This is a genomic window from Shimia aestuarii (assembly GCF_900114635.1).
Lineage (GTDB): Bacteria > Pseudomonadota > Alphaproteobacteria > Rhodobacterales > Rhodobacteraceae > Shimia > Shimia aestuarii.
Genome location: NZ_FOTQ01000001.1, coordinates 117,174 through 135,743 on the forward strand (window position 1 = coordinate 117,174; position 18,570 = coordinate 135,743).

The 18,570-nt window shown below is 61.6% G+C and carries 15 protein-coding genes and 1 tRNA gene; 6 read left to right on the top strand and 10 right to left on the bottom strand.

The genetic code is table 11. The features are described from left to right. Positions 1-2: 2 nt before the first annotated feature. The gene (locus BMZ35_RS00600; protein WP_093090018.1) at positions 3-1,235 is read right to left on the bottom strand and encodes an MFS transporter; all 1,233 of its coding nucleotides are present in this window, start codon (positions 1,233-1,235) and stop codon (positions 3-5) included. A 128-nt stretch (positions 1,236-1,363) separates the two neighbouring features. Here BMZ35_RS00600 and BMZ35_RS00605 point away from each other — a divergent pair, with 128 nt between their 5' ends. Next, positions 1,364-2,428 carry a YeeE/YedE family protein gene (locus tag BMZ35_RS00605; protein WP_093090019.1) on the top strand — a complete coding sequence of 355 codons (1,065 nt, stop codon included), beginning with the start codon at positions 1,364-1,366 and terminating at the stop codon, positions 2,426-2,428. A gap of 92 nt (positions 2,429-2,520) precedes the next feature. Here BMZ35_RS00605 and BMZ35_RS00610 read toward each other — a convergent pair whose 3' ends face one another. Beyond that, on the bottom strand, positions 2,521-4,755 hold the full coding sequence (locus BMZ35_RS00610; RefSeq protein ID WP_093090020.1) for a primosomal protein N': 2,235 nt from the start codon (positions 4,753-4,755) through the stop codon (positions 2,521-2,523). 96 nt (positions 4,756-4,851) lie between these two features. Here BMZ35_RS00610 and fsa point away from each other — a divergent pair, with 96 nt between their 5' ends. From fsa to BMZ35_RS00625, 3 genes are all read left to right on the top strand, one after another. Beyond that, positions 4,852-5,505 carry a fructose-6-phosphate aldolase gene (gene fsa / locus BMZ35_RS00615; RefSeq protein WP_093090021.1) on the top strand — a complete coding sequence of 218 codons (654 nt, stop codon included), beginning with the start codon at positions 4,852-4,854 and terminating at the stop codon, positions 5,503-5,505. Between the two features lie 238 nt (positions 5,506-5,743). Beyond that, positions 5,744-6,454: a DUF484 family protein gene (locus tag BMZ35_RS00620; RefSeq protein WP_093092425.1), complete on the top strand. Its 711-nt coding sequence runs from the start codon at positions 5,744-5,746 to the stop codon at positions 6,452-6,454. After that, positions 6,442-7,365, top strand: a complete 924-nt coding sequence (locus BMZ35_RS00625; RefSeq protein WP_093090022.1) for a tyrosine recombinase XerC — start codon at positions 6,442-6,444, stop codon at positions 7,363-7,365. Before BMZ35_RS00620 ends, BMZ35_RS00625 begins: the two co-directional genes overlap by 13 nt. Before the next feature lie 38 nt (positions 7,366-7,403). On the opposite strand, the gene BMZ35_RS00630 is transcribed toward BMZ35_RS00625, so the two are convergent. The 7 genes from BMZ35_RS00630 to glpD form a co-directional block, all read right to left on the bottom strand. Beyond that, positions 7,404-8,354, bottom strand: a complete 951-nt coding sequence (locus BMZ35_RS00630) for an NAD(P)-dependent oxidoreductase (RefSeq protein WP_093092427.1) — start codon at positions 8,352-8,354, stop codon at positions 7,404-7,406. An 89-nt stretch (positions 8,355-8,443) separates the two neighbouring features. Further along, positions 8,444-9,187: a maleate cis-trans isomerase family protein gene (locus BMZ35_RS00635; protein WP_093090023.1), complete on the bottom strand. Its 744-nt coding sequence runs from the start codon at positions 9,185-9,187 to the stop codon at positions 8,444-8,446. A 3-nt stretch (positions 9,188-9,190) separates the two neighbouring features. Next, entirely contained in the window at positions 9,191-10,348 is a 1,158-nt protein-coding gene (locus tag BMZ35_RS00640) for a M24 family metallopeptidase (protein ID WP_093090024.1), read from the bottom strand. Further along, entirely contained in the window at positions 10,341-11,384 is a 1,044-nt protein-coding gene (locus BMZ35_RS00645; protein ID WP_093090025.1) for a pyridoxal-phosphate dependent enzyme, read from the bottom strand. The genes BMZ35_RS00640 and BMZ35_RS00645 overlap by 8 nt, the downstream gene beginning before the upstream one ends. A 49-nt stretch (positions 11,385-11,433) precedes the next feature. Beyond that, positions 11,434-11,850, bottom strand: coding sequence for an acyl-CoA thioesterase (locus BMZ35_RS00650; protein ID WP_093090026.1), 417 nt, complete (start codon positions 11,848-11,850; stop codon positions 11,434-11,436). 140 nt (positions 11,851-11,990) lie between these two features. Next, positions 11,991-14,207 carry an NADP-dependent isocitrate dehydrogenase gene (locus BMZ35_RS00655; protein ID WP_093090027.1) on the bottom strand — a complete coding sequence of 739 codons (2,217 nt, stop codon included), beginning with the start codon at positions 14,205-14,207 and terminating at the stop codon, positions 11,991-11,993. Positions 14,208-14,360: 153 nt separating this feature from the next. Next, complete coding sequence (glpD, locus tag BMZ35_RS00660) at positions 14,361-15,962, bottom strand: glycerol-3-phosphate dehydrogenase (RefSeq protein WP_093090028.1); 1,602 nt, start codon at positions 15,960-15,962, stop codon at positions 14,361-14,363. A 143-nt stretch (positions 15,963-16,105) separates the two neighbouring features. On the opposite strand from glpD, the gene BMZ35_RS00665 reads away from it, so the two are divergent. Together BMZ35_RS00665 and BMZ35_RS00670 are read left to right on the top strand one after the other, a co-directional pair. After that, a complete protein-coding gene (locus BMZ35_RS00665; RefSeq protein WP_093090029.1) occupies positions 16,106-16,888 on the top strand; it encodes a DeoR/GlpR family DNA-binding transcription regulator in 783 nt (260 codons plus the stop codon). A gap of 259 nt (positions 16,889-17,147) precedes the next feature. Beyond that, a complete protein-coding gene (locus BMZ35_RS00670; protein WP_131814303.1) occupies positions 17,148-17,813 on the top strand; it encodes a hypothetical protein in 666 nt (221 codons plus the stop codon). Between the two features lie 213 nt (positions 17,814-18,026). On the opposite strand, the gene BMZ35_RS00675 is transcribed toward BMZ35_RS00670, so the two are convergent. Then, a tRNA-Arg gene (locus BMZ35_RS00675) sits at positions 18,027-18,103 on the bottom strand. Between the last annotated feature and the right edge of the window lie 467 nt (positions 18,104-18,570).

Here is an 18,570-nt window from a genome sequence, read left to right on the forward strand (position 1 = left end):
GCTTATTCCGCCGGGCTCGGCGCATAGCGCACAAGGCACGTTTCATTGCCTTTTTCCGGGTGGCGCGGGATCAGCGTGGCCAAGGCCAGCGACACCGCCGCCATCGCCGCCGCCAGCGCAAACACCGCCCCGGGGGACGCCAGCCACAAAAGCCCCAACAGCACCGGAAGGAACACCGCCGCGATATGGTTGATGGTAAAGGCCACGGCCGCCGTGGGCGCGATATCTTCGGGGTCGGCGATCTTCTGGAAATACGTCTTCAGCGCCAGCGCCAGTGCGAACAGCATGTGGTCGACCACGTAAAGTATGGCCGCCAGCACAACGCCCCAGCCAAAGAAATAAATACCGCCATAGGCCAGGAACACGATCACCAGCCCGGCGTATTCGAAGATCAGTGTCCTCCGCTCGCCAAACCGTGCAACCGCGCCGCCGAACATAGGCGCCGCAACCATGTTGATCACGAGGTTGATCAGGTACAGCCCCGTGATCTCATGCACGTCGAACCCAAAGCGTTCGACCATCATGAACCCGGCAAAGACGACAAAAATCTGTCGCCGTGCGCCCGCCATGAACTGCATCGCGTAATACAGCCAATAGCGTTTCTTAAGAACCATCTTGCGCACCTGCGGGGTGCGGGCTTCGAATTGCGGAAAAGCAACGAAGCAATAGACCGCGATCACCGCAGTGACCCCACCACCCAGCAGGTAAACCGTGTTGTATTCCAGCTCATACCGCTTCCACGTCAACACGATCAGCCCATAGGCCACCAGCGTCGCTGCAGACCCCGCGGCCAACAACCAGCCCAGCACCTTGGGCGCGCGCGCCTTGTCCAGCCATTGCAACTGCAACGACTGGTTCACCGTCTCATAGTAGTGAAAGCCGATCGAACTGAGCATTGTGATCGTCAGGATACCCGCAAGCGACGGAAACCATGCTGTCACCGCCGTCGCCACTCCAAGAAGGAACAGCGACACCATCCCCAGCACCTGCTCACGCATCACCATCAGGATCGCGATCACACCAACGGCGAAAAAGCCCGGAATCTCGCGAACCGTGTGCAAAAGGCCGATATCCGCCCCGTCAAACCCAGCCACTTCGACAACGAAGTTGTTCAGCAGCGCCGACCAGGTGTTGAAGGCAATTGGCATCGCCAGCGCCATCAGGAACAAAAGTGTCACGGGACGCCGCCAAACCGGCAGATGCGCCGCCTCATCAAGGGTGATTTTGTTTAACATGTGGTCCGAATACGCCTGTTGCGACAGCTTGGCGAGTGCAAAAACCCGCAGGTCTGATCTGAATCAATGCACAAAAGTGATTCCCCGCGCATATATCCACGCATTCGCATTTTTTTATAGGTGGCGGCATGGATATCCTGACTCTTGTCGAAAGCATCGGCGAAGCCCCGACGGCGGCGGTGCTTGGCCTGATCACGGGTCTGGTTTTCGGGATCGCGGCGCAGCGATCCCGTTTCTGCTTGCGCGCTGCCACGGTGGAGTTTGCGCGCGGCGAACTGGGCGACAAGGTCGCGGTCTGGCTGCTGACCATCTCCACCGCTATTGTCTGGGTGCAGGGCGCCCAAGCCTTGGGGTTGATGCATTCGGCCGACGCCCGCATGATGGCCGTCCCCGGAAGCTGGTCGGGCGCCATCATTGGCGGTTTGCTGTTTGGCGTCGGCATGGTGCTGGCGCGCGGCTGCTCCGGGCGCCTTCTCGTGCTGGCCGCAACCGGCAACCTGCGCTCCGTGATCTCCGGTCTGATCTTTGCCGTTGTCGCCCAGATGAGCCTTGCCGGGCTGCTCTCGCCCCTGCGTGACCGCCTTGCCAGCCTCTGGATCACCTCCGAAGGCCGCAATGTCGACCTCATCGCCGCCTTTGGCCTGCCCGACCTGTCGGGCCTGATCTTCGGGGCGATCATGGCCGTGCTGGCGCTGATCATTGCCCGGCGCAACCGGATCGGCGCCTCCCGCCTGATATTTGCATCCGGTGTCGGATTTGCCGTTGCCGTCGGGTGGGTGCTCACCTACGGGCTCGCGCAGGTCGCCTTTGAACCTGTCCAGATCGAAAGCGCCACCTTCTCAGGTCCGTCCGCCCACACACTGATGTTCTTTCTGGATCGCAATGCGGTTCTGGAATTCGACGTCGGGCTTGTGCCGGGCGTGGTGATCGGCTCGTTCCTCGCCGCATCGCTTGCAGGCGAGTTCAAGTTCCAAGGGTTCGAAGGCGAAGCCAACATGCGCCGCGCCATGACCGGGGCCGTGCTGATGGGCTTTGGCGCGATGCTTGCGGGCGGCTGCGCGATCGGCGCGGGTGTTACGGGAGGCTCGATCTTTGCGGGCACCGCTTGGGTTGCGCTCTTTGCGATGTGGCTCGGTGCCATCGCTACGGACTTCCTCGTCGACCAGCGCGGCGGCGCCACGGCCACAGCCTGATCCACCTCAGGCTTCATTTTGCCAAAAATACCTCTGGGGGTGAATTGAGCCGTCAGGCTCAAGAGGGGGCAACGCCCCCTTCCGCTCAAAGTTCAGTAAAAACTCTGCGGATCAATATCCACTGCCAGCCGCAAATCGCCCTTGAGCCGGAACTGCCCAACCCACTCGGCCAGCGCCGCCTGCAACGGCGCGCCCTTGTCCGCCTTGACCAGCAGACGTACCCGATGCCGCCCGCGCACCCGTGCAATCGGCGCAGGTGCGGGCCCATAGACCTCGGCCCCGATCGCCCGGAGCATCCCGGCATTGCGTGCCAGCGCATTGCCCAGATCAAACACCTGGCTGACATCGCCCCCTGAAAGGATGATCCCCGCCATCCGTCCATAGGGCGGCACCCCGGCATGACGCCGTTCACCCGCTTCGGCCTTCCAGAACCCCAGTTCATCCCCGGCCAGGATGGCCCGGATCACAGGATGCTCGGGTTGATAGCTCTGCAACATCGCGACCCCCGGCTTCTCGGCCCGCCCCGCGCGCCCCGCCACCTGCCGCATCAACTGAAACGTCCGCTCGGCGGCGCGCAGATCCGACCCCTGCAACCCCAGATCGGCGTCAATCACCCCGACCAGCGTCAGTAGCGGGAAATTATGTCCCTTGGCCACCAGCTGCGTGCCGATGATGATATCGGCCCCACCCGCGGCAATGGTCTCGATCCCTTCCTTGAGCGCACGTGCCGATCCGAACAGGTCCGACGACAACACCGCCAACCGCGCCTCGGGCCAGAGCTTGCCCGCCTCTTCCGCCAGCCGCTCCACACCGGGACCAACCGGCGCCAGCTTGCCTTCGACCTCACAGGACGGACAGGCCTCCGGCATCGGCTTGGTCTCGCCGCATTGATGACAGACCAGCCGCTTGAGAAAGCGATGCTCCACCATGCGCGCATCACAATGATCACAGCCCACCTGATGCCCACAGGCCCGACAGATCGTCACCGGCGCATAGCCACGCCGGTTGATGAACAACAGGCTCTGCTCGCCAGCCAGAATGCGCCGGTCCACCGCCGCCTTGAGCGTCGGGGAAATCCAGCGGTCGCGCGGCAAATCCTCGACCCGCATGTCAATCGCGCGCATCTCGGGCAACACCGCCGCGCCATAGCGCGCGGTCAGCTCCAGCCGGTCATATTTCCCGGCCTCCGCATTGGCCCAGCTTTCCAGCGACGGTGTGGCCGAGGCCAACACCACCCGCGCGTCACACAAGGATGCGCGCAGTACGGCCATGTCCCGCGCGTTGTAAAGGACACCGTCTTCTTGTTTGTAAGACGTGTCATGCTCCTCATCGACCACGATCAGCCCGAGGTCCCGATAGGGCAGGAACAGGGCTGATCGCGCGCCCACCACAAGCTGTGCGTCCCCCTGCCCGACCATCTTCCATGTTCGGCGGCGCTCGGTCATGGTCACGCCGGAATGCCACTCCGCCGGGCGCGCGCCAAACCGCGCCTCGACCCGCGTCAGGAACTCTGCCGTCAACGCGATCTCAGGCAACAGCACCAATGCCTGCCGCCCCATGCGCAGACACTCGGCCACGGCTTCAAGATACACCTCGGTCTTGCCCGACCCCGTCACCCCCCGAAGCAGCGTCGTGCCATAACGCCCCGACCGCACACCGGCCTTCAAGGCTTGCGCCCCTACCGCCTGTTCCTCGGTCAAAGCCTTGCCGCCATAGTCCGGATCCAGCCGGGGAAACGGCAAATCCCGTGGCGTGTCTTCCTCGCGCACGACACCCTGCTTGACGAGCCCCTTGATCACCGAGTTCGTGACTCCGGCCATCTCGCTCAACTCGCCCATGGTAAAGGCCAGCCCGCCATATTCGTGCAAGGTTTCCAGGACCCGACGCCGCGCATCCGTCTGGCGATCCGGTTCCCCTTCGTCCAGCCGATAGACCTTGCGCATCGACGGTGGGTCGCTCAGCCCCGGCGCGCGCGTGGCCAGCCGAAGCATCGCATGCAGCGGCGTCAGCGTGTAGTCGGCCGCACGCGTCAGAAAGGCTTTCATGTCGTCGCCCATTGGTGCGACATCAAGAACCCGGTTCACGGGCCGGATGCGGTTGATATCGAAACCGCCTTCACCTTTGCCCCAAACCACGCCCAGAACCCGACGCGGCCCCAGCGGCACCTCGACAAAGGCCCCTTCGACGCAACCACCCTCGGGCGCTTTGTAGTCAAGGAATCGGTCCAGCGGCTGTGTCGTCAGTACCGCCACCAGTTCACCTTCATCAAAAAACTCTGGCCCCTGCACACCGCTGCCTTCTTTTCCTGACCATGTTTCCGCTAACATTCACCTGCGACCCGGCGGAATTCGGGGTTCCCGCAGGAACATCTATCAGGTAAAGGCAAGCCAACCCAAGTCCAACCCAAAGAAAGGACACGCGCCATGAAATTCTTTGTTGATACCGCCGAGATCGACGCCATTGCCGAACTGAATGCCCTTGGCATGGTCGACGGTGTGACCACCAACCCCTCGCTGATCAAGAAGTCCGGCCGCGACATTCTCGAAGTGACCAAAGAAATCTGCGATCTCGTTGACGGCCCGGTGTCGGCCGAAGTCACCGCCACGGACGCTGACGAGATGATCGCTGAGGGGCGCAAGCTGGTCGAGATCGCCGAAAACATCGCTGTCAAAGTGCCGCTGACATGGGACGGGCTCAAGGCCTGCAAGACGCTGACCGACGATGGCCACATGGTCAACGTGACGCTCTGCTTCTCCGCCAATCAGGCGCTTTTGGCCGCCAAGGCGGGCGCAACCTTCATCTCACCCTTCCTCGGACGTCTCGATGACATCAACCTTGATGGCACGGACCTGATCGCGGACATCCGTCAGGTCTATGACAACTACGGCTATGAAACCCAGATCCTCGCCGCCTCGATCCGCACAGTGAACCACGTCACCCAATGCGCCCTGATCGGGGCCGACGTGATGACCGCGCCCCCCGCCGTGATCAAGGCCATGGTCAACCACCCGCTGACCGACAAGGGACTCGACGCCTTCCTCGCGGATATCAAAGCCGCAGGCATCAAGATTCTGTAAAGCCGGCAAGGGGGCGCTGCCCCCACCGCAGCAAGCTGCGCCTCCCCCCGGGGGTATTTCACACCATTGAGAAGACGCACCTGCCCTTTCTCAATGGTTCGAAATACCACGGGGTGAATTGGGCCGACAGGCTCAACAGGGGCAGCGCCCCATTTTCTCTAAACTCCAACAAAAAAAATTGCGGCATTCGTGCGGGGCCTCTGCTATGGTCGCGCCAACGACCAGAAACGGCATCACCATGAGCAGTACTCTCAAGATCGACGACAGCTTGCGCGAGAAGATCATTTCGCAACCCGACGTGATTCTCGAAGATCGCGACCTGATGCGCGCGCTGATCGCCGCCAATGAAAAGACCATGGGTGGCAATATTGTCGACCTGCGCGGTATCGCCATGGAACGGCTCGAAGCGCGGCTTGACCGGCTGGAAGACACACATCGTTCCGTCATCGCCGCAGCCTATGAAAACCTGGCTGGTACCAACCAGGTGCACAGGGCGATCCTGCGCATGCTTGACCCGGTAGAGTTCGAATCCTTTCTGCACGATCTTGGAGGCGAAGTTGCGAATATCCTGCGGGTTGACGCGATCCGGCTTGTTCTGGAAACCAAGGAAGACACGTCCGAGGACAGCGCCATTCAAAGCCTCGGCGACGTGCTCGCGGTGGCGGAACCTGGCTTCATCGACGACTACCTGACTGGTGGACGCAATGTCCCACTGCGACAGGTCACATTGCGCCAGATCCAGACCGGCGCGGAAAACATCTATGGCGAAAGCGCTGACTGGATTCGATCCGAAGCCTGTCTCAAGCTTGATTTCGGCGCGGGCCGCCTGCCCGGCCTTCTGGTCATGGGTGCCGAAGACCCGCATCATTTCACTCCGCAGCAGGGCACCGATCTGTTGGCGTTTTTCGCCGGTGTGTTCGAGCGTGCCATGCGCCGCTGGCTGTCGTGATCAGCCCGGCAGCCACAAGCGCCCTTGACGATTTCCTCGCACAGCGTGCGGCCCTGTCCGGCGCATCCGAGAATACGCTCAAAGCCTATCGCAGCGATCTTCTCGACTATCTCGTGTTCATGACCCGACACAAAGGCGGCCCCCAGGGGATCGCCCCACTGACCGCGGTCTCGGTCTCAGATATGCGCGCGTGGATGGCCCATGCGCGCGGCACCGGGCTTGGCGCACGCTCCCTGTCGCGCAAGCTCTCTGCCGTCAAAAGCTTTTACCGGTGGCTGGCCGAACACGAAGTCTTCGATCCAACTGCGGTCCTGTCGGCCCGCGCCCCCAAGTATCAGCGCAAACTGCCCCGCCCCCTGCCCGAAGACGCCGCCCGCGCCGTTCTGGACACGGTTGAACTGCAATCGCAAAAGGACTGGATCGGTGCCCGCGATACGGCCGTCATGACCCTGCTTTATGGCTGTGGCTTGCGCATTTCCGAGGCGCTGGGCCTCACCGGCAAGGACGCGCCGCTTGCGCCGACCTTGCGGATTCGTGGCAAGGGCGGCAAGGAACGGCTGGTTCCGGTTCTGGACGCCGCGCGCGACGCCGTTGACACCTATCTGCGCCTCTGTCCCTATCCGCAGGAACCGGACAGCCCCTTGTTTCGCGGCGCGCGCGGTGGTGCGCTCAATCCGCGCCAGGTGCAGAAAGTGATGGAGCAGACCCGTCTGCAACTTGGCTTGCCCGCCTCGGCCACGCCGCACGCGATGCGGCACAGCTTTGCCACTCACCTCCTGTCAGCCGGGGGTGATCTGCGCGCGATCCAGGAATTGCTGGGCCACGCGTCGCTGTCCACCACCCAGACCTACACCGAGGTGGACAGCACGCGGCTTATGGAAATCTACAACCGCACCCACCCCAAGGCGTGATCCGGCACCAGCCCCGCGCTTGCGCTCCCTCAAATCACTTAGGCACGCCCCTGCGGGATCACCTCATACCCCGGTTCTTCGGGCTCATCATCCGTCATTTCCGGTGGGAAACCCGGCGCGCGGATGTCCAGCCCAGTGGCCTCTTCCAGCCGCTTGATAATGTTCGGGCTCAATTCCCGCTCACCATAGCGCGCGATCCCATCGTCAAAGATTTCGATCATCTTCGGGTTCAACTCGACGGGAACACCGGCACGGTCCGCCACCGCCTGAAACAGGCCAATGTCCTTTTTCACAAGGTCCATCGTAAAGGAAATATCGCGCGATCCGTTCAGGATCACCTGGCTTTCGGTTTCATGACTGAACGAATTGCCCGAGCTGATCCGGATCGCCTCAAACGCCACGTTAAGGTCCATGCCCGCCGCCTTGGACACCACCAGCGCCTCGGCATTGGCAATCAGGTGCGCAGTGGCGAGATAGTTGGTCACCACCTTCAGAACCGAGGCAGATCCAAGCTCGCCGGTGTGTAGGATACGCCGCCCCATCGTGGTCAACAACGGCAGGATGCGGTCGAACGTGGGCCGGTCACAGCCCGCGAAGATCGAGATATTTCCGGTATCGGCCCGGTGGCACCCTCCCGAAACCGGGCAATCCACCGCCGCGCCGCCCCGCGCGATCACCAGAGCCCCAAGCCGTTTGGCTTCGGCTTCATCCGTAGTCGACATCTCCATCCAGATCTTGCCCGGCCCCACCTCGGGCAACATCTCCTGCATCACCGCATCCGATGCCGCAGGCGATGGCAGACAGGTGATCACCGCATCACAGCGGCGCATCATCTCGGCTGCGTTTTCCGCTGCCTCGGCCCCGGCGGCGACCTTGGCCGCGACAAGCTCGGGGTTGAGGTCAAACACCATCAGGTCCACACCGTTGCGCAAAAGGCTGCCGCTTAGCTTGCCGCCCACGTTCCCCAGACCGATAAATCCGACTTTCATGGCCATGTCTCCCTGCCGTTTCGGGCAAGGTGCATGCGGCGTTTGCGCCCTGTCATGCCCATCCGCGACACAGGCCCGCAAAAAGCGGGTCAGATGGCGAAGATTTTCCCGGGCGCGTCATCGGCCACCGGGGCCCCGGACAGCCGCGCCATGTGCCAGGCCAGGGCCTGATTGCTGCTCAGCACCGGCTTGCCCAGCGCTTCCTCAACCTCTGCAATCACATCCAGCGTGCGCAGATTGGTGCAGGAAAGGAAAACCCCGTCCACATCGTCGCTCGTCCCCACTTCCAGCGCCGCAGCCCGAATAGAGGCCGGATCAATCCGTGCCACCCGTGCCTCACCGGCCTCGCCAAAAGAGACCGTGCGCGGAACCGCGATACCTGCCGCTTCAAATGCTCGGCGCACCGGCACCGAGACGCTGTCGATATAGGGCGTGACCATGCCGATTGAGCGCAGCCCCAATGTACTGCACGCCGCCAGCGCCGCCGTCAGGGGATCGCTTACGGCCACTTCACCCACCCCGCGACAGACAAGCTCGGCGACCTTCTCAGCGCCGATCATGGTTGTGCCCGAGGTACAGCCATAGCCCACCACGTCAAACGGCGCGGCAGGTGGCAACAGCTGCGCCGCAGCGGGCAATGTCGCCTCCATCGCGGCAAGTGTATCGGGGGTAACATCCTCGCCACTGGGCACGCGGCTGACATAAACCGCCACATCCTGCGCGCCAAACAGGCGGCGAAAGTCCTGCTCCAGCGTTTCATCCTGCTGCAACACGATCAGCCCCAGCGTTCGCGCGCCAATGGACCCTGTCAGTTCAAAAGGAAAATGCGCCATGGATCACCTCAAAACCGGGAGTTGCTCAGGCGCGCGCGCCGACAGCAATTCAACGCCCCGCTCCCGCAAAACGATATTCTCTTCATGCACGAGGATCCGCCCCGGCGCGATCTCCACCCCCGGCTCAAGCGTCAGCACCATCCCTGCGCGCAGTTCCGTCTGGTCATGCGGCGTAAAGGACGGCCATTCCGTCAACGTGATCCCAAGCCCATGCCCCAGACGCCCGCCGCCCGGAGTTGCACCGCTCTGGCGCAGGCTGTCGCACAGAATTTGGTGCACGTCCGACGCCACCATGCCCGGGCGCATCGCCGCCATGGCCACTTCGGTCGCCTTGAACAGCGCAGCTTGGGCGCGCGCCACCTCATCTCCCACAGATCCGATCGCATAGTTCCGATCAAAGTCACAGAAGTACCCGTCCAGCACTGCGCCCGTGTCCAGCATCAGCACATCGCCGTCCACCAGAACCTGCGGCCCTGCTGGCGAAATGACATCGCCATACCCGCCTTGCCCCGCGCCCCCGGCGGTATAGCTCACCCAGTCAGCACCCTCTTCCAGCAAGACGCGCTGGAAATCGCGGAACACTTGGTCAAGCCGCGCGCCCGGCCCGGCATACTCCGGCACCCGCGCAAAACAGGCATCCGCTACGCGACAGGCAGCGCGGATCTTTGAAATCTCGGCTTCGGACTTGATCTCGCGCACCCGTTGTACCACGTCGGTCGCGTCCACGAACGCACGTGGCGCAAGCCGGTCCGCAACGGTCAGATAGTCGCCCAGCGGCATACGCACCTGTGTTTCAAGCCCCATTGGCACACCGATCCGCCCCGCTTGCGGCACCATTTCGGCCAAGGTCGCCACCAACAGGCTGACCCCGTCATCGCCCGGCATCGGCGCGTCCCAAGTGCGGATATCCGACACCCAGCTCTGCCCCATCAACTCCGACCCGATCGACGGGATCACCGCCACCGGATCGCCATTCACAGGAACCAGAACAAACCACGGTCGGGCCGGGCTTTCCCAGAACCGCGTCAGGAAACCGGTGACATAGAACACATCCGCCGCAGTGGTGAGCAGCAAGGCATCAATCCCGGCAACTCCCATCCGCGCCTGCAACGCTGTAACGCGGGTGCGAAATTCGGACGGAGGAAAACCGCGCTCAGCCATCCTCGGGGCCTTCACTCAGGAAACACAACACCCGCGCATCCGGCCCGATGCCATCGACCCCAGCCAAGAGCGCCGCCACCCCGGCCCCACCCGAAGGTGTGGTGGCATATCCCGCCGCACCGAGCACCTCGGTGCCCGCTTCGGCCTCGTCTTCGGTGATGGTCACGAACTGATCCGCATCCCGCGCCAACCCGTTCAACGCCACCATCGACGGCGTCTTGCAATCCAGCCGCCCCATGTTCGACACAGGCCCCGCGGTGTCGATCAAAGCCCCCGCGCGGATACTTTCGATCAATGCGGGCGCCGCCTCCGGCTCCACAACCACGATCACCGGCCCGTCGCCCCAAACCTGCCGCGCATGGGTCGCGACCGCCGCCGCCAGCCCGCCAACCCCGGCTTGCAAAAGGATATGCGTCGGCGCCTCTGGCACCTGCCGCGCTGCCTCGGCGGCCATCTGAAGATAGCCTTCCATGACGCGATAGGCCGGCTGCCAGTATCCCGGCCACGAACTGTCCGACAAAAGCGCCCAGCCATTCGCCTCGGCATCGCGCTTGGCCGCCTCCATGCTGGCCTCGTAATCGTCGCCCGCGCGCACCACCTCGGCCCCCATCGCGCGCAGCCGCTCGGCAAAGGCTTCCGGCACCGTCTCGGCCAGGTACACCACCGCCCGCGCGCCGAACATCCGCGCCCCGGCGGCCACGGACATGCCGTGGTTTCCCGCGCTCGCTGTGGCATACGTCTGCCCCGTCAAACGCGTCTCCCACGGCCCCGCGCCTTCGGCCGCGTCATGGGCAATGGCATAAGCCGCCCCCAGCGCCTTGAAACTGCCCAGCCCCATCCGGCCCCGCTCATCCTTGAGCCAGAGCGCCGCAATCCCGGCCCGCGCCGCCAGTTCGGGCGCAGCGATCAGCGGTGTTTCCGCATGGGCTGGGCACAGGGCAAGCAACGCGGCCACGGCCTCGGCATCGGTGTTGGGAAAAAGATCAGCGCCGGGAAGACCGGCACCCCGAAACGGGTTGGCAAGCATCTTGGTCATGCCCCACCCTTGCACGGGACCGGCGCACCGGGAAACGCCGAAAGCGACGCTATGATGCCGCTTCCCGTTCCAGAAACGTCTTCAGTGGCGTCATCTCGCCCGCACGCATCCGCCCGTCGCGCATCTCGAAGAACCCGCGTATCTCGGTGCCCTCAAAGGCGACATGTCCGTCCACAACGCCGCGATACGCAACTGTCACCGTCTTGCGCGCCCATTCGACAATCCGCATTTCAATGCTTAGACGATCCCCAATCCGCAGCGCCCGCTCATAACGCGCCCGGGTCTCGAAAAGTCCGAACCCGACGGAACCCACGGCCTCACAAACCACTTGGTGCCCACCGAACTGCAAGAGATAGTGGTGAAACGTGCCGTCAATCCACGCATAGATATTGGGGTAATAGACGATGCCCGCCGGGTCGCAATCGCCGAAAACGATGTCTCGGGTGGTGGTGTGGGTCGGGTCCATACGCACTCCTACCGGCAATGTCAGGGCGATCCTAGAGCGCGCGGGAAGATTGTCCAGCCATTGCCGGTCCCATGCCCTTCAACAGAAAAACGCCCGCCCCCTTTCGGGGACAGGCGCCTGTCTCAGGAACCCGAAAGGGCTCAGCCGATGATCGCGTTCAGCGTTGCACTCGGGCGCATCACGGCGGCTTTCAGTTCAACCGACGGACGGAAATACCCGCCGATATCTGCTGCCGGACCCTGCGCTGCCGCCAGCTCCGCGGTGATCGCGGCTTCACCCTCGGCCAGAGCCTTGGCAATCGGGGCAAACTCGGCGGCCAGATCGGCATCATCGCCCTGCGCGGCCAGCGCCTCGGCCCAGTAGCGTGCAAACCAGTAGTGGCTGTCACGGTTGTCCGGCTCACCCACCTTGCGGCTCGGGCTGCGGTTGTGGTCGAGGATACCTTGAGTCGCGGCCTCTGCGGCACGGCCCAGAACACCCGCCTTGGCATTGTCTTTCGAGTCGGCCAGGAAGTTCAGCGATTCACCCAGCGCACAGAACTCACCCATCGAGTCCCAGCGCAGGTGGTTCTGTTCCACCAGCTGCTGCACGTGTTTCGGAGCCGATCCACCGGCACCGGTTTCAAACAGGCCGCCGCCATTCATCAGGCTGACGATCGACAGCATCTTGGCCGAAGTGCCCAGTTCCAGGATCGGGAACAGGTCGGTCAGGTAGTCACGCAGCACGTTGCCGGTGATGGCGATGCTGTCCTTGCCCGCTGTGATGGTTTCAAGCGACTGACGGGTCGCTTCGCGCGGCGCCATGATCATGAACTTGTCGGCCACGCCTTTGGCTTCCAGAACCGGCTTGACGTACTTGATCAGCTCGGCGTCGTGGGCACGGTTTTCGTCCAGCCAGAAGATGGCTTCCGATCCGGTCAGACGCTGACGGTCCATTGCCAGCTCAATCCAGTTCTCGATCGGCGCCTTTTTCACGGTGCAGGACCGCCAGATGTCACCGGCCTCGACGTCATGGCTGTGCAGCGTCTCGCCATTGGCCAGAACGATGCGGATCGCACCGTCTGCAGGGGCTTCGAACGTGGTCGGGTGCGAGCCGTATTCCTCAGCCTTCTGTGCCATCAGGCCGACATTCGACACCGACCCCGCAGTGGTCACGTCCAGCGCGCCATTGGCTTTGAAGAAGTTGATGGTCTCGTCATAGACGGTCGAATAGCAGCGGTCGGGGATCACACAGTTGGTGTCGCCCTTGGCGCCGGTCTCGTCCCAACCTTTGCCGCCTGCGCGGATCACGGCAGGCATCGAGGCGTCGATGATCACGTCCGAGGGCACGTGCAGGTTGGTGATGCCCTTGTCGCTGTCCACCATGTACATGGATGGACGTTCCAGCGCGGCAATCTCGCCCTTGATGGCGTCGGCATTCTCCAGCGTGTCAATCGCAGCCAGAACCGCCCCCAGCCCCGAGTTGGGCGAACCACCGGCGGCGACAATCGCCTCGCCATGCTTGTCCCAGACCGGGCCCAGCCATGCCTTGACCGCGTGACCAAAGATGATTGGGTCGCTGACCTTCATCATGGTCGCTTTCATGTGCAGCGAGAACATGGTGCCGTCAGCCTTGGTGTCTTCAATGGCGTCGGCAAGGAACGCACCCAGCGCCTTGGCGCTCATGAAGGTCGCGTCTGCAACGGTGCCCTCTTCCAGCGGCCAGCCATCTTTGAGAACCGTGACCGAACCGTCTTTGGCAACAAATTCAATCTTGGCGTCACCAGCCTGATCGGCTCTGATGGTGGCCGATGCTTCGTTGGCGTAAAAGTCGTTGCCCGGCATGGACGACACTTTGGTTTTCGAGGACGACTCCCATGCACCCATCGAGTGCGGGTTGTTCTGGGCATAGTTCTTGACGGCCTTGGCTGCGCGACGGTCCGAGTTACCTTCGCGCAGAACCGGGTTCACAGCAGAGCCCTTGATCCCGTCATAGCGGGCGCGGATTGCCTTTTCTTCGTCGGTCTGCGGGTCTTCCGGATAGTTCGGGATGTCATAACCCTGCGCCTGAAGTTCCGCGATGGCCGCGGTCAGCTGCGGCACCGAAGCCGAGATGTTGGGAAGCTTGATGACATTGGCCGACGGCGTCTTCACCAGTTCACCCAGCATGGCCAGATCATCATTTTGACGCTGTGCGTCGGTCAGGTCCTCCGGAAAGGTCGCGATGATGCGGCCCGCCAGCGAAATATCCGGGGTGCCCACGGTTATTCCAGCTGCCGAAACGAACTTGCGGATGATCGGCAGAAACGACGCCGAGGCCAGTTCGGGCGCTTCGTCTACAATGGTATACAATATGTCTGCGGTCTTGTTATCTGCCATCTTTCTCACAACCTTTTTTCGTGCGTCAGGGATGTCTTGCGACTCGAGGTTTGGGGGCGGGATCGCCCGGCTCCATAAATCTTGCGCCCATGCGGGCCCACTGGCAGGCGGGCGCGATGGTCCCGCCCCCTTTAGAGGACAATGGTCAAAATATCAATTCTCTGCGGCGCCCTTGTCCCGAGCAATTTGACGCGCCCCGCGCATCCATGCCTCAAGCTCTGCAATCTGCGCCCCGGACAGGCGCAGACCCAGCTTGCTGCGCCGCCAGACAACGTCCTCTGCACTGCGCGCATATTCGCGCGTCATGAGCCATTCCACTTCGCGCTCCGTCAGGGTCGCGCCAAAGTCTTGCCCGAGATCCTCGCGACATATGGCTGTCCCCAACATCTCGCGCGCCTCACGGCCATAGGCCCGCACCAGACGCCCCGCCCAAGCCGCATTCAGAAACGGATAGTCCGCGCGCAACGCATCAATCAGCGCACACACGCCGTCCACCGGGAAATCCCCCCCCGGCAAAGGCACACCCGCCGTCCAGTCGCCCCTGGTCACCCCCAACTCCGGCCCAAGCTTGGCCAGCGCCGATTCCGCTAGCCGCCGGTAGGTCGTGATCTTGCCACCGAACACATTCAGCACCGGCGCGCCGGGGTTTTCGAGCTTGAGCACATAATCCCGTGTTGCCGCCGACGCCGATCCGGCCCCGTCATCAAACAGGGGACGCACTCCGGAATAGCGCCAGACCACATCCTCCAGCGTCACCGCTTTCTCGAAATAGTCCGACACAAAATCGCAAAGATACTGCGCCTCTTCATCACTGCATTCCGGGGATACGTCCGGCGCTGGGTGATCCACATCCGTGGTTCCGATCAGCGTGAAATCCTGTTCATAGGGAATGGCAAACACGATCCGACCATCCCCGCCCTGAAAGAAATAGCATTTGTCGTGATCAAACAGCCGCCGGGTCACGATATGACTGCCCCGGACCAGCCGCACACCTTCGCGGCTGTTCTGCCCGACAACACCCTTGATCACGTCCGCCACCCAGGGACCGCCTGCATTCACCAGCGCCCGCGCCCGTGTGACCGAGCGCACGCCGGTCTCCGTGTCTTCGCTTTCCACATGCCACAGCCCATCGCGGCACTCTGCCGCCACAGCCCGCGTGCGAGTCCTGATCCGCGCGCCCCGCGCTTCGGCGTCCCGTGCGTTCAGCACCACCAACCGGCTGTCCTCGACCCAGCAATCCGAATACTCGAACGCCTTGGCAAACCGCCCCTGCAAAACTGCGCCAGTCGCGTCGCTGCGCAGATCCACCGACCGCGTCCCCGGCAAGATTTTCCTCCCGCCAAGGCGGTCATAAAGAAACAGTCCCAACCGGATCATCCAGGCCGGACGCCGCCCCCTGAGCCACGGCATCACCGTGCCCAACAGGCGCGACGCGGGCGTCTGCCCGTCAAACCGCATGTCCTTGTGATAGGGTAAAACAAATCGCATCGGCCAGCTGATATGCGGCATCGCTTGAAGCAACACTTCACGTTCGTGCAACGCCTCGCGCACAAGCCGGACCTCGAAATACTCCAGGTACCGCAACCCGCCGTGAAACAGCTTGGTCGAGGCCGAAGACGTCGCAGAAGCCAGATCGTTCATCTCGACCAGTTCCACAGACAGCCCCCGCCCCGCCGCATCCCGCGCGATGCCGCAGCCGTTGATGCCGCCGCCGATGATGAAAAGATCGACCTCAGAGGGTGATTGCGAATCCATAACGATCACTTCCGAACATTTACGAACCCCAAAAACGCCGTTTTGCCGGCAATTTCAACCTAAAAACGACGTATCGCATCCTATCAACTTGTAATCGTGCAGCGAAAATGGCAAAACACGCAAAAATACGAAAGCAAACGAACATGTCCCTGAGCCTGCGTGAACGCGAAATCCTCGACATCGCCCGCGACTCGGGCAGCGTGATGGTCGAAGACCTGGCTATGCGGATGAATGTCACGGTCCAGACCATCCGCCGCGATTTGACCAATCTGGCCAATGCCGGGCGGCTGGAACGCGTGCATGGCGGCGCGGTGCTTCCCTCGGGTGTGCGCAACATCCGTTACGAGGAACGGCGGCAGGTCAACGCCGCCGCCAAAGACGCCATGGCCCGCGCCGCGGCCGCCCGCATTCCCGATGGCTCTGCCCTTTTCCTCAATATCGGAACCAGCACCGAGGCGCTGGCCCGCGCGCTGCGCGGCCATGACGGGCTTCTTGTCGCGACCAACAACCTCAATGTTGCCGACATCCTGTCCGCCACCCCCGAATGCGAGGTTCTTCTGACCGGCGGCCGCCCGCGCCCCGAAGACGGCGGCCTCACCGGACCGGTCGCCGCGCAGATGCTCCGCAGCTTCCGCTTTGACATCGCCGTGCTTGGCTGTTCGGCCATTTCGGATGATCTTGGTGCCTATGACTTCGACATGAACGAGGTGATCGTCAGCCAGACGGCCCTCGCCCAAAGTCGCAGCGCATGGCTGCTGGCGGATCACTCCAAGTTCCAGCGGCACGCGCCGGTTCAGATCACCACGCTCGACATGGTCGACCGCCTGTTCACGGATCAACCCGTGCCCACCGGCCCCTCCTCCGACATCCCTGAAAATCTCGACGTGGTCGTGGCGATCCCTGAAGCAACCCAAGACCTTCCTTAGCTTTAGCGAACCGACGTCACCGACTTAAGTTTGTTAAAGCGATTATCTAATGTGGGAAAACCAGCGCTTCTCTGGTGCATCTAGCAAAACGCATTCAAAAGGTTGGCGAAACAACCCCTTAACATCATGATTTGCCTTCAAGAATTCAATGATTTGTTAACGGCAGCAAAACTCTTGTGTTTGTTATAGGTCCATGAATGTGCCACAAAAGCCTCAAAGCAAGCTGCACCGCCAAACGTTTCGCATCGGGGGAGTTTTCGTGAAAGAACCCAAACTTAAGCCAGTACCAACTAAGGCGAAATATGACCCCGTACAGGCGCTTAAGAACGCACGAACTGAGATTGATCGAGCAGCAGCAGAAGTCGCCGTCCTAAAAAGCTCCAACGATGGCGAAACTCTTGCTCGGGCTTGGGAAGCTTTCTGCTACCGGTACGAAAACGCGTTTAAAGCCCTAAAGCGAGCAAGCAGCATAAATGCAATGAGCGCCATCAACGGATCCCTGAACAAAGAACAGCGAGAGGACAGCGTCCTTCGATGGATGAAACAACTTGCGGCGGCGCAAAGGCATAATTTCGACGAGAAGCGAACCACTCCGGAACCCACACATCACATCTCCGTAGATCAGATTCCTTTGGCTCGACTGGGAGACAACTCGACGCTCGATGTTCAAGGAAAGATCACAATCCTCAAAGATGGGAAACAGAGGGTTGTAGAGAAGGAAAGCTTCGAAACTCGCGATGGGGAGATGTTTTATTCTGGAGGAAAAGTCAGGCGTTTCCAAGTGAAGGATAGGCACATCAAACTCATCGAATTTACCAATCAATCGGGGTTGTGGCCTGTCCCCATCACAGGTCACGCGGAGGAGGAAAAAGCCTTATTCTTCGCAGAACATTGCCTAGGATGGCTGGAAACAAAACTTCGGTAAATAAAAAGAGGCCAAGAAGAAAACAAGACGAAACCCTAAGCGGGGCCGTTTTGGTTGAACAAGCAACCTCCCAGACTCCCCAACTGCCGCTCAAGACCGAAGCCAAACATCGCTATGAAATCGGATCACTTTTGGCATAAAAGTTGACAACTTCTCGGACCAAGTTGTCAAAACTCCAAACAAGCAACTAAACAAACATCACATTATTGATCATGGCGATCCCTGAAGGACTCGAACCCTCAACCTGCTGATTAGAAGTCAGCTGCTCTATCCAGTTGAGCTAAGGGACCGCTTGTTCTTCCCCTAGCCCAATTCCTTTTCCGGGAAAAGACCCGCACAAAAGATTCACGCGATCCCGGCCCTTGCTGGCTCCGAAGCGCGGCCATATCGACAAAAAACATCTCTCCGCAGGCACATATACGGGTCCCGACTCACATTTTGATCAAAAAATTGGCACTCCCCTGCGAATTCTCACACTCCCCTCCACAACTTCCTAGAAGATTCCCCGGCCCGATGATTAATCAAACAAAAGCAATGGGTAAGGTTACTGGCCGCCCCCTCGCGCCCGGACACTTCAGCGACATTCATACCCCGTTCTGCCCCCCTTAGGAGCCATGAAGGGCAATCCACCGATTGCATCGAATCAATTTTTTGATCAAATAGGCTGAACACGAACTGCTCGAGGGGTCGACGCCTCAATGACTGTCCCATTTTCAGGCACCCGCGCCGCGACGGATATGCGCGATCCTGGACTATG

Coding starts and splice junctions, on each gene's coding strand:
- BMZ35_RS00600 (WP_093090018.1), bottom strand. CDS start 1,235: ATGTTAAACAAAATCACCCTTGATGAGGCGGCGCATCTGCCGGTTTGG.
- BMZ35_RS00605 (WP_093090019.1), top strand. CDS start 1,364: ATGGATATCCTGACTCTTGTCGAAAGCATCGGCGAAGCCCCGACGGCG.
- BMZ35_RS00610 (WP_093090020.1), bottom strand. CDS start 4,755: ATGTTAGCGGAAACATGGTCAGGAAAAGAAGGCAGCGGTGTGCAGGGG.
- fsa (WP_093090021.1), top strand. CDS start 4,852: ATGAAATTCTTTGTTGATACCGCCGAGATCGACGCCATTGCCGAACTG.
- BMZ35_RS00620 (WP_093092425.1), top strand. CDS start 5,744: ATGAGCAGTACTCTCAAGATCGACGACAGCTTGCGCGAGAAGATCATT.
- BMZ35_RS00630 (WP_093092427.1), bottom strand. CDS start 8,354: ATGAAAGTCGGATTTATCGGTCTGGGGAACGTGGGCGGCAAGCTAAGC.
- BMZ35_RS00635 (WP_093090023.1), bottom strand. CDS start 9,187: ATGGCGCATTTTCCTTTTGAACTGACAGGGTCCATTGGCGCGCGAACG.
- BMZ35_RS00640 (WP_093090024.1), bottom strand. CDS start 10,348: ATGGCTGAGCGCGGTTTTCCTCCGTCCGAATTTCGCACCCGCGTTACA.
- BMZ35_RS00645 (WP_093090025.1), bottom strand. CDS start 11,384: ATGACCAAGATGCTTGCCAACCCGTTTCGGGGTGCCGGTCTTCCCGGC.
- BMZ35_RS00650 (WP_093090026.1), bottom strand. CDS start 11,850: ATGGACCCGACCCACACCACCACCCGAGACATCGTTTTCGGCGATTGC.
- BMZ35_RS00655 (WP_093090027.1), bottom strand. CDS start 14,207: ATGGCAGATAACAAGACCGCAGACATATTGTATACCATTGTAGACGAA.
- glpD (WP_093090028.1), bottom strand. CDS start 15,962: ATGGATTCGCAATCACCCTCTGAGGTCGATCTTTTCATCATCGGCGGC.
- BMZ35_RS00665 (WP_093090029.1), top strand. CDS start 16,106: ATGTCCCTGAGCCTGCGTGAACGCGAAATCCTCGACATCGCCCGCGAC.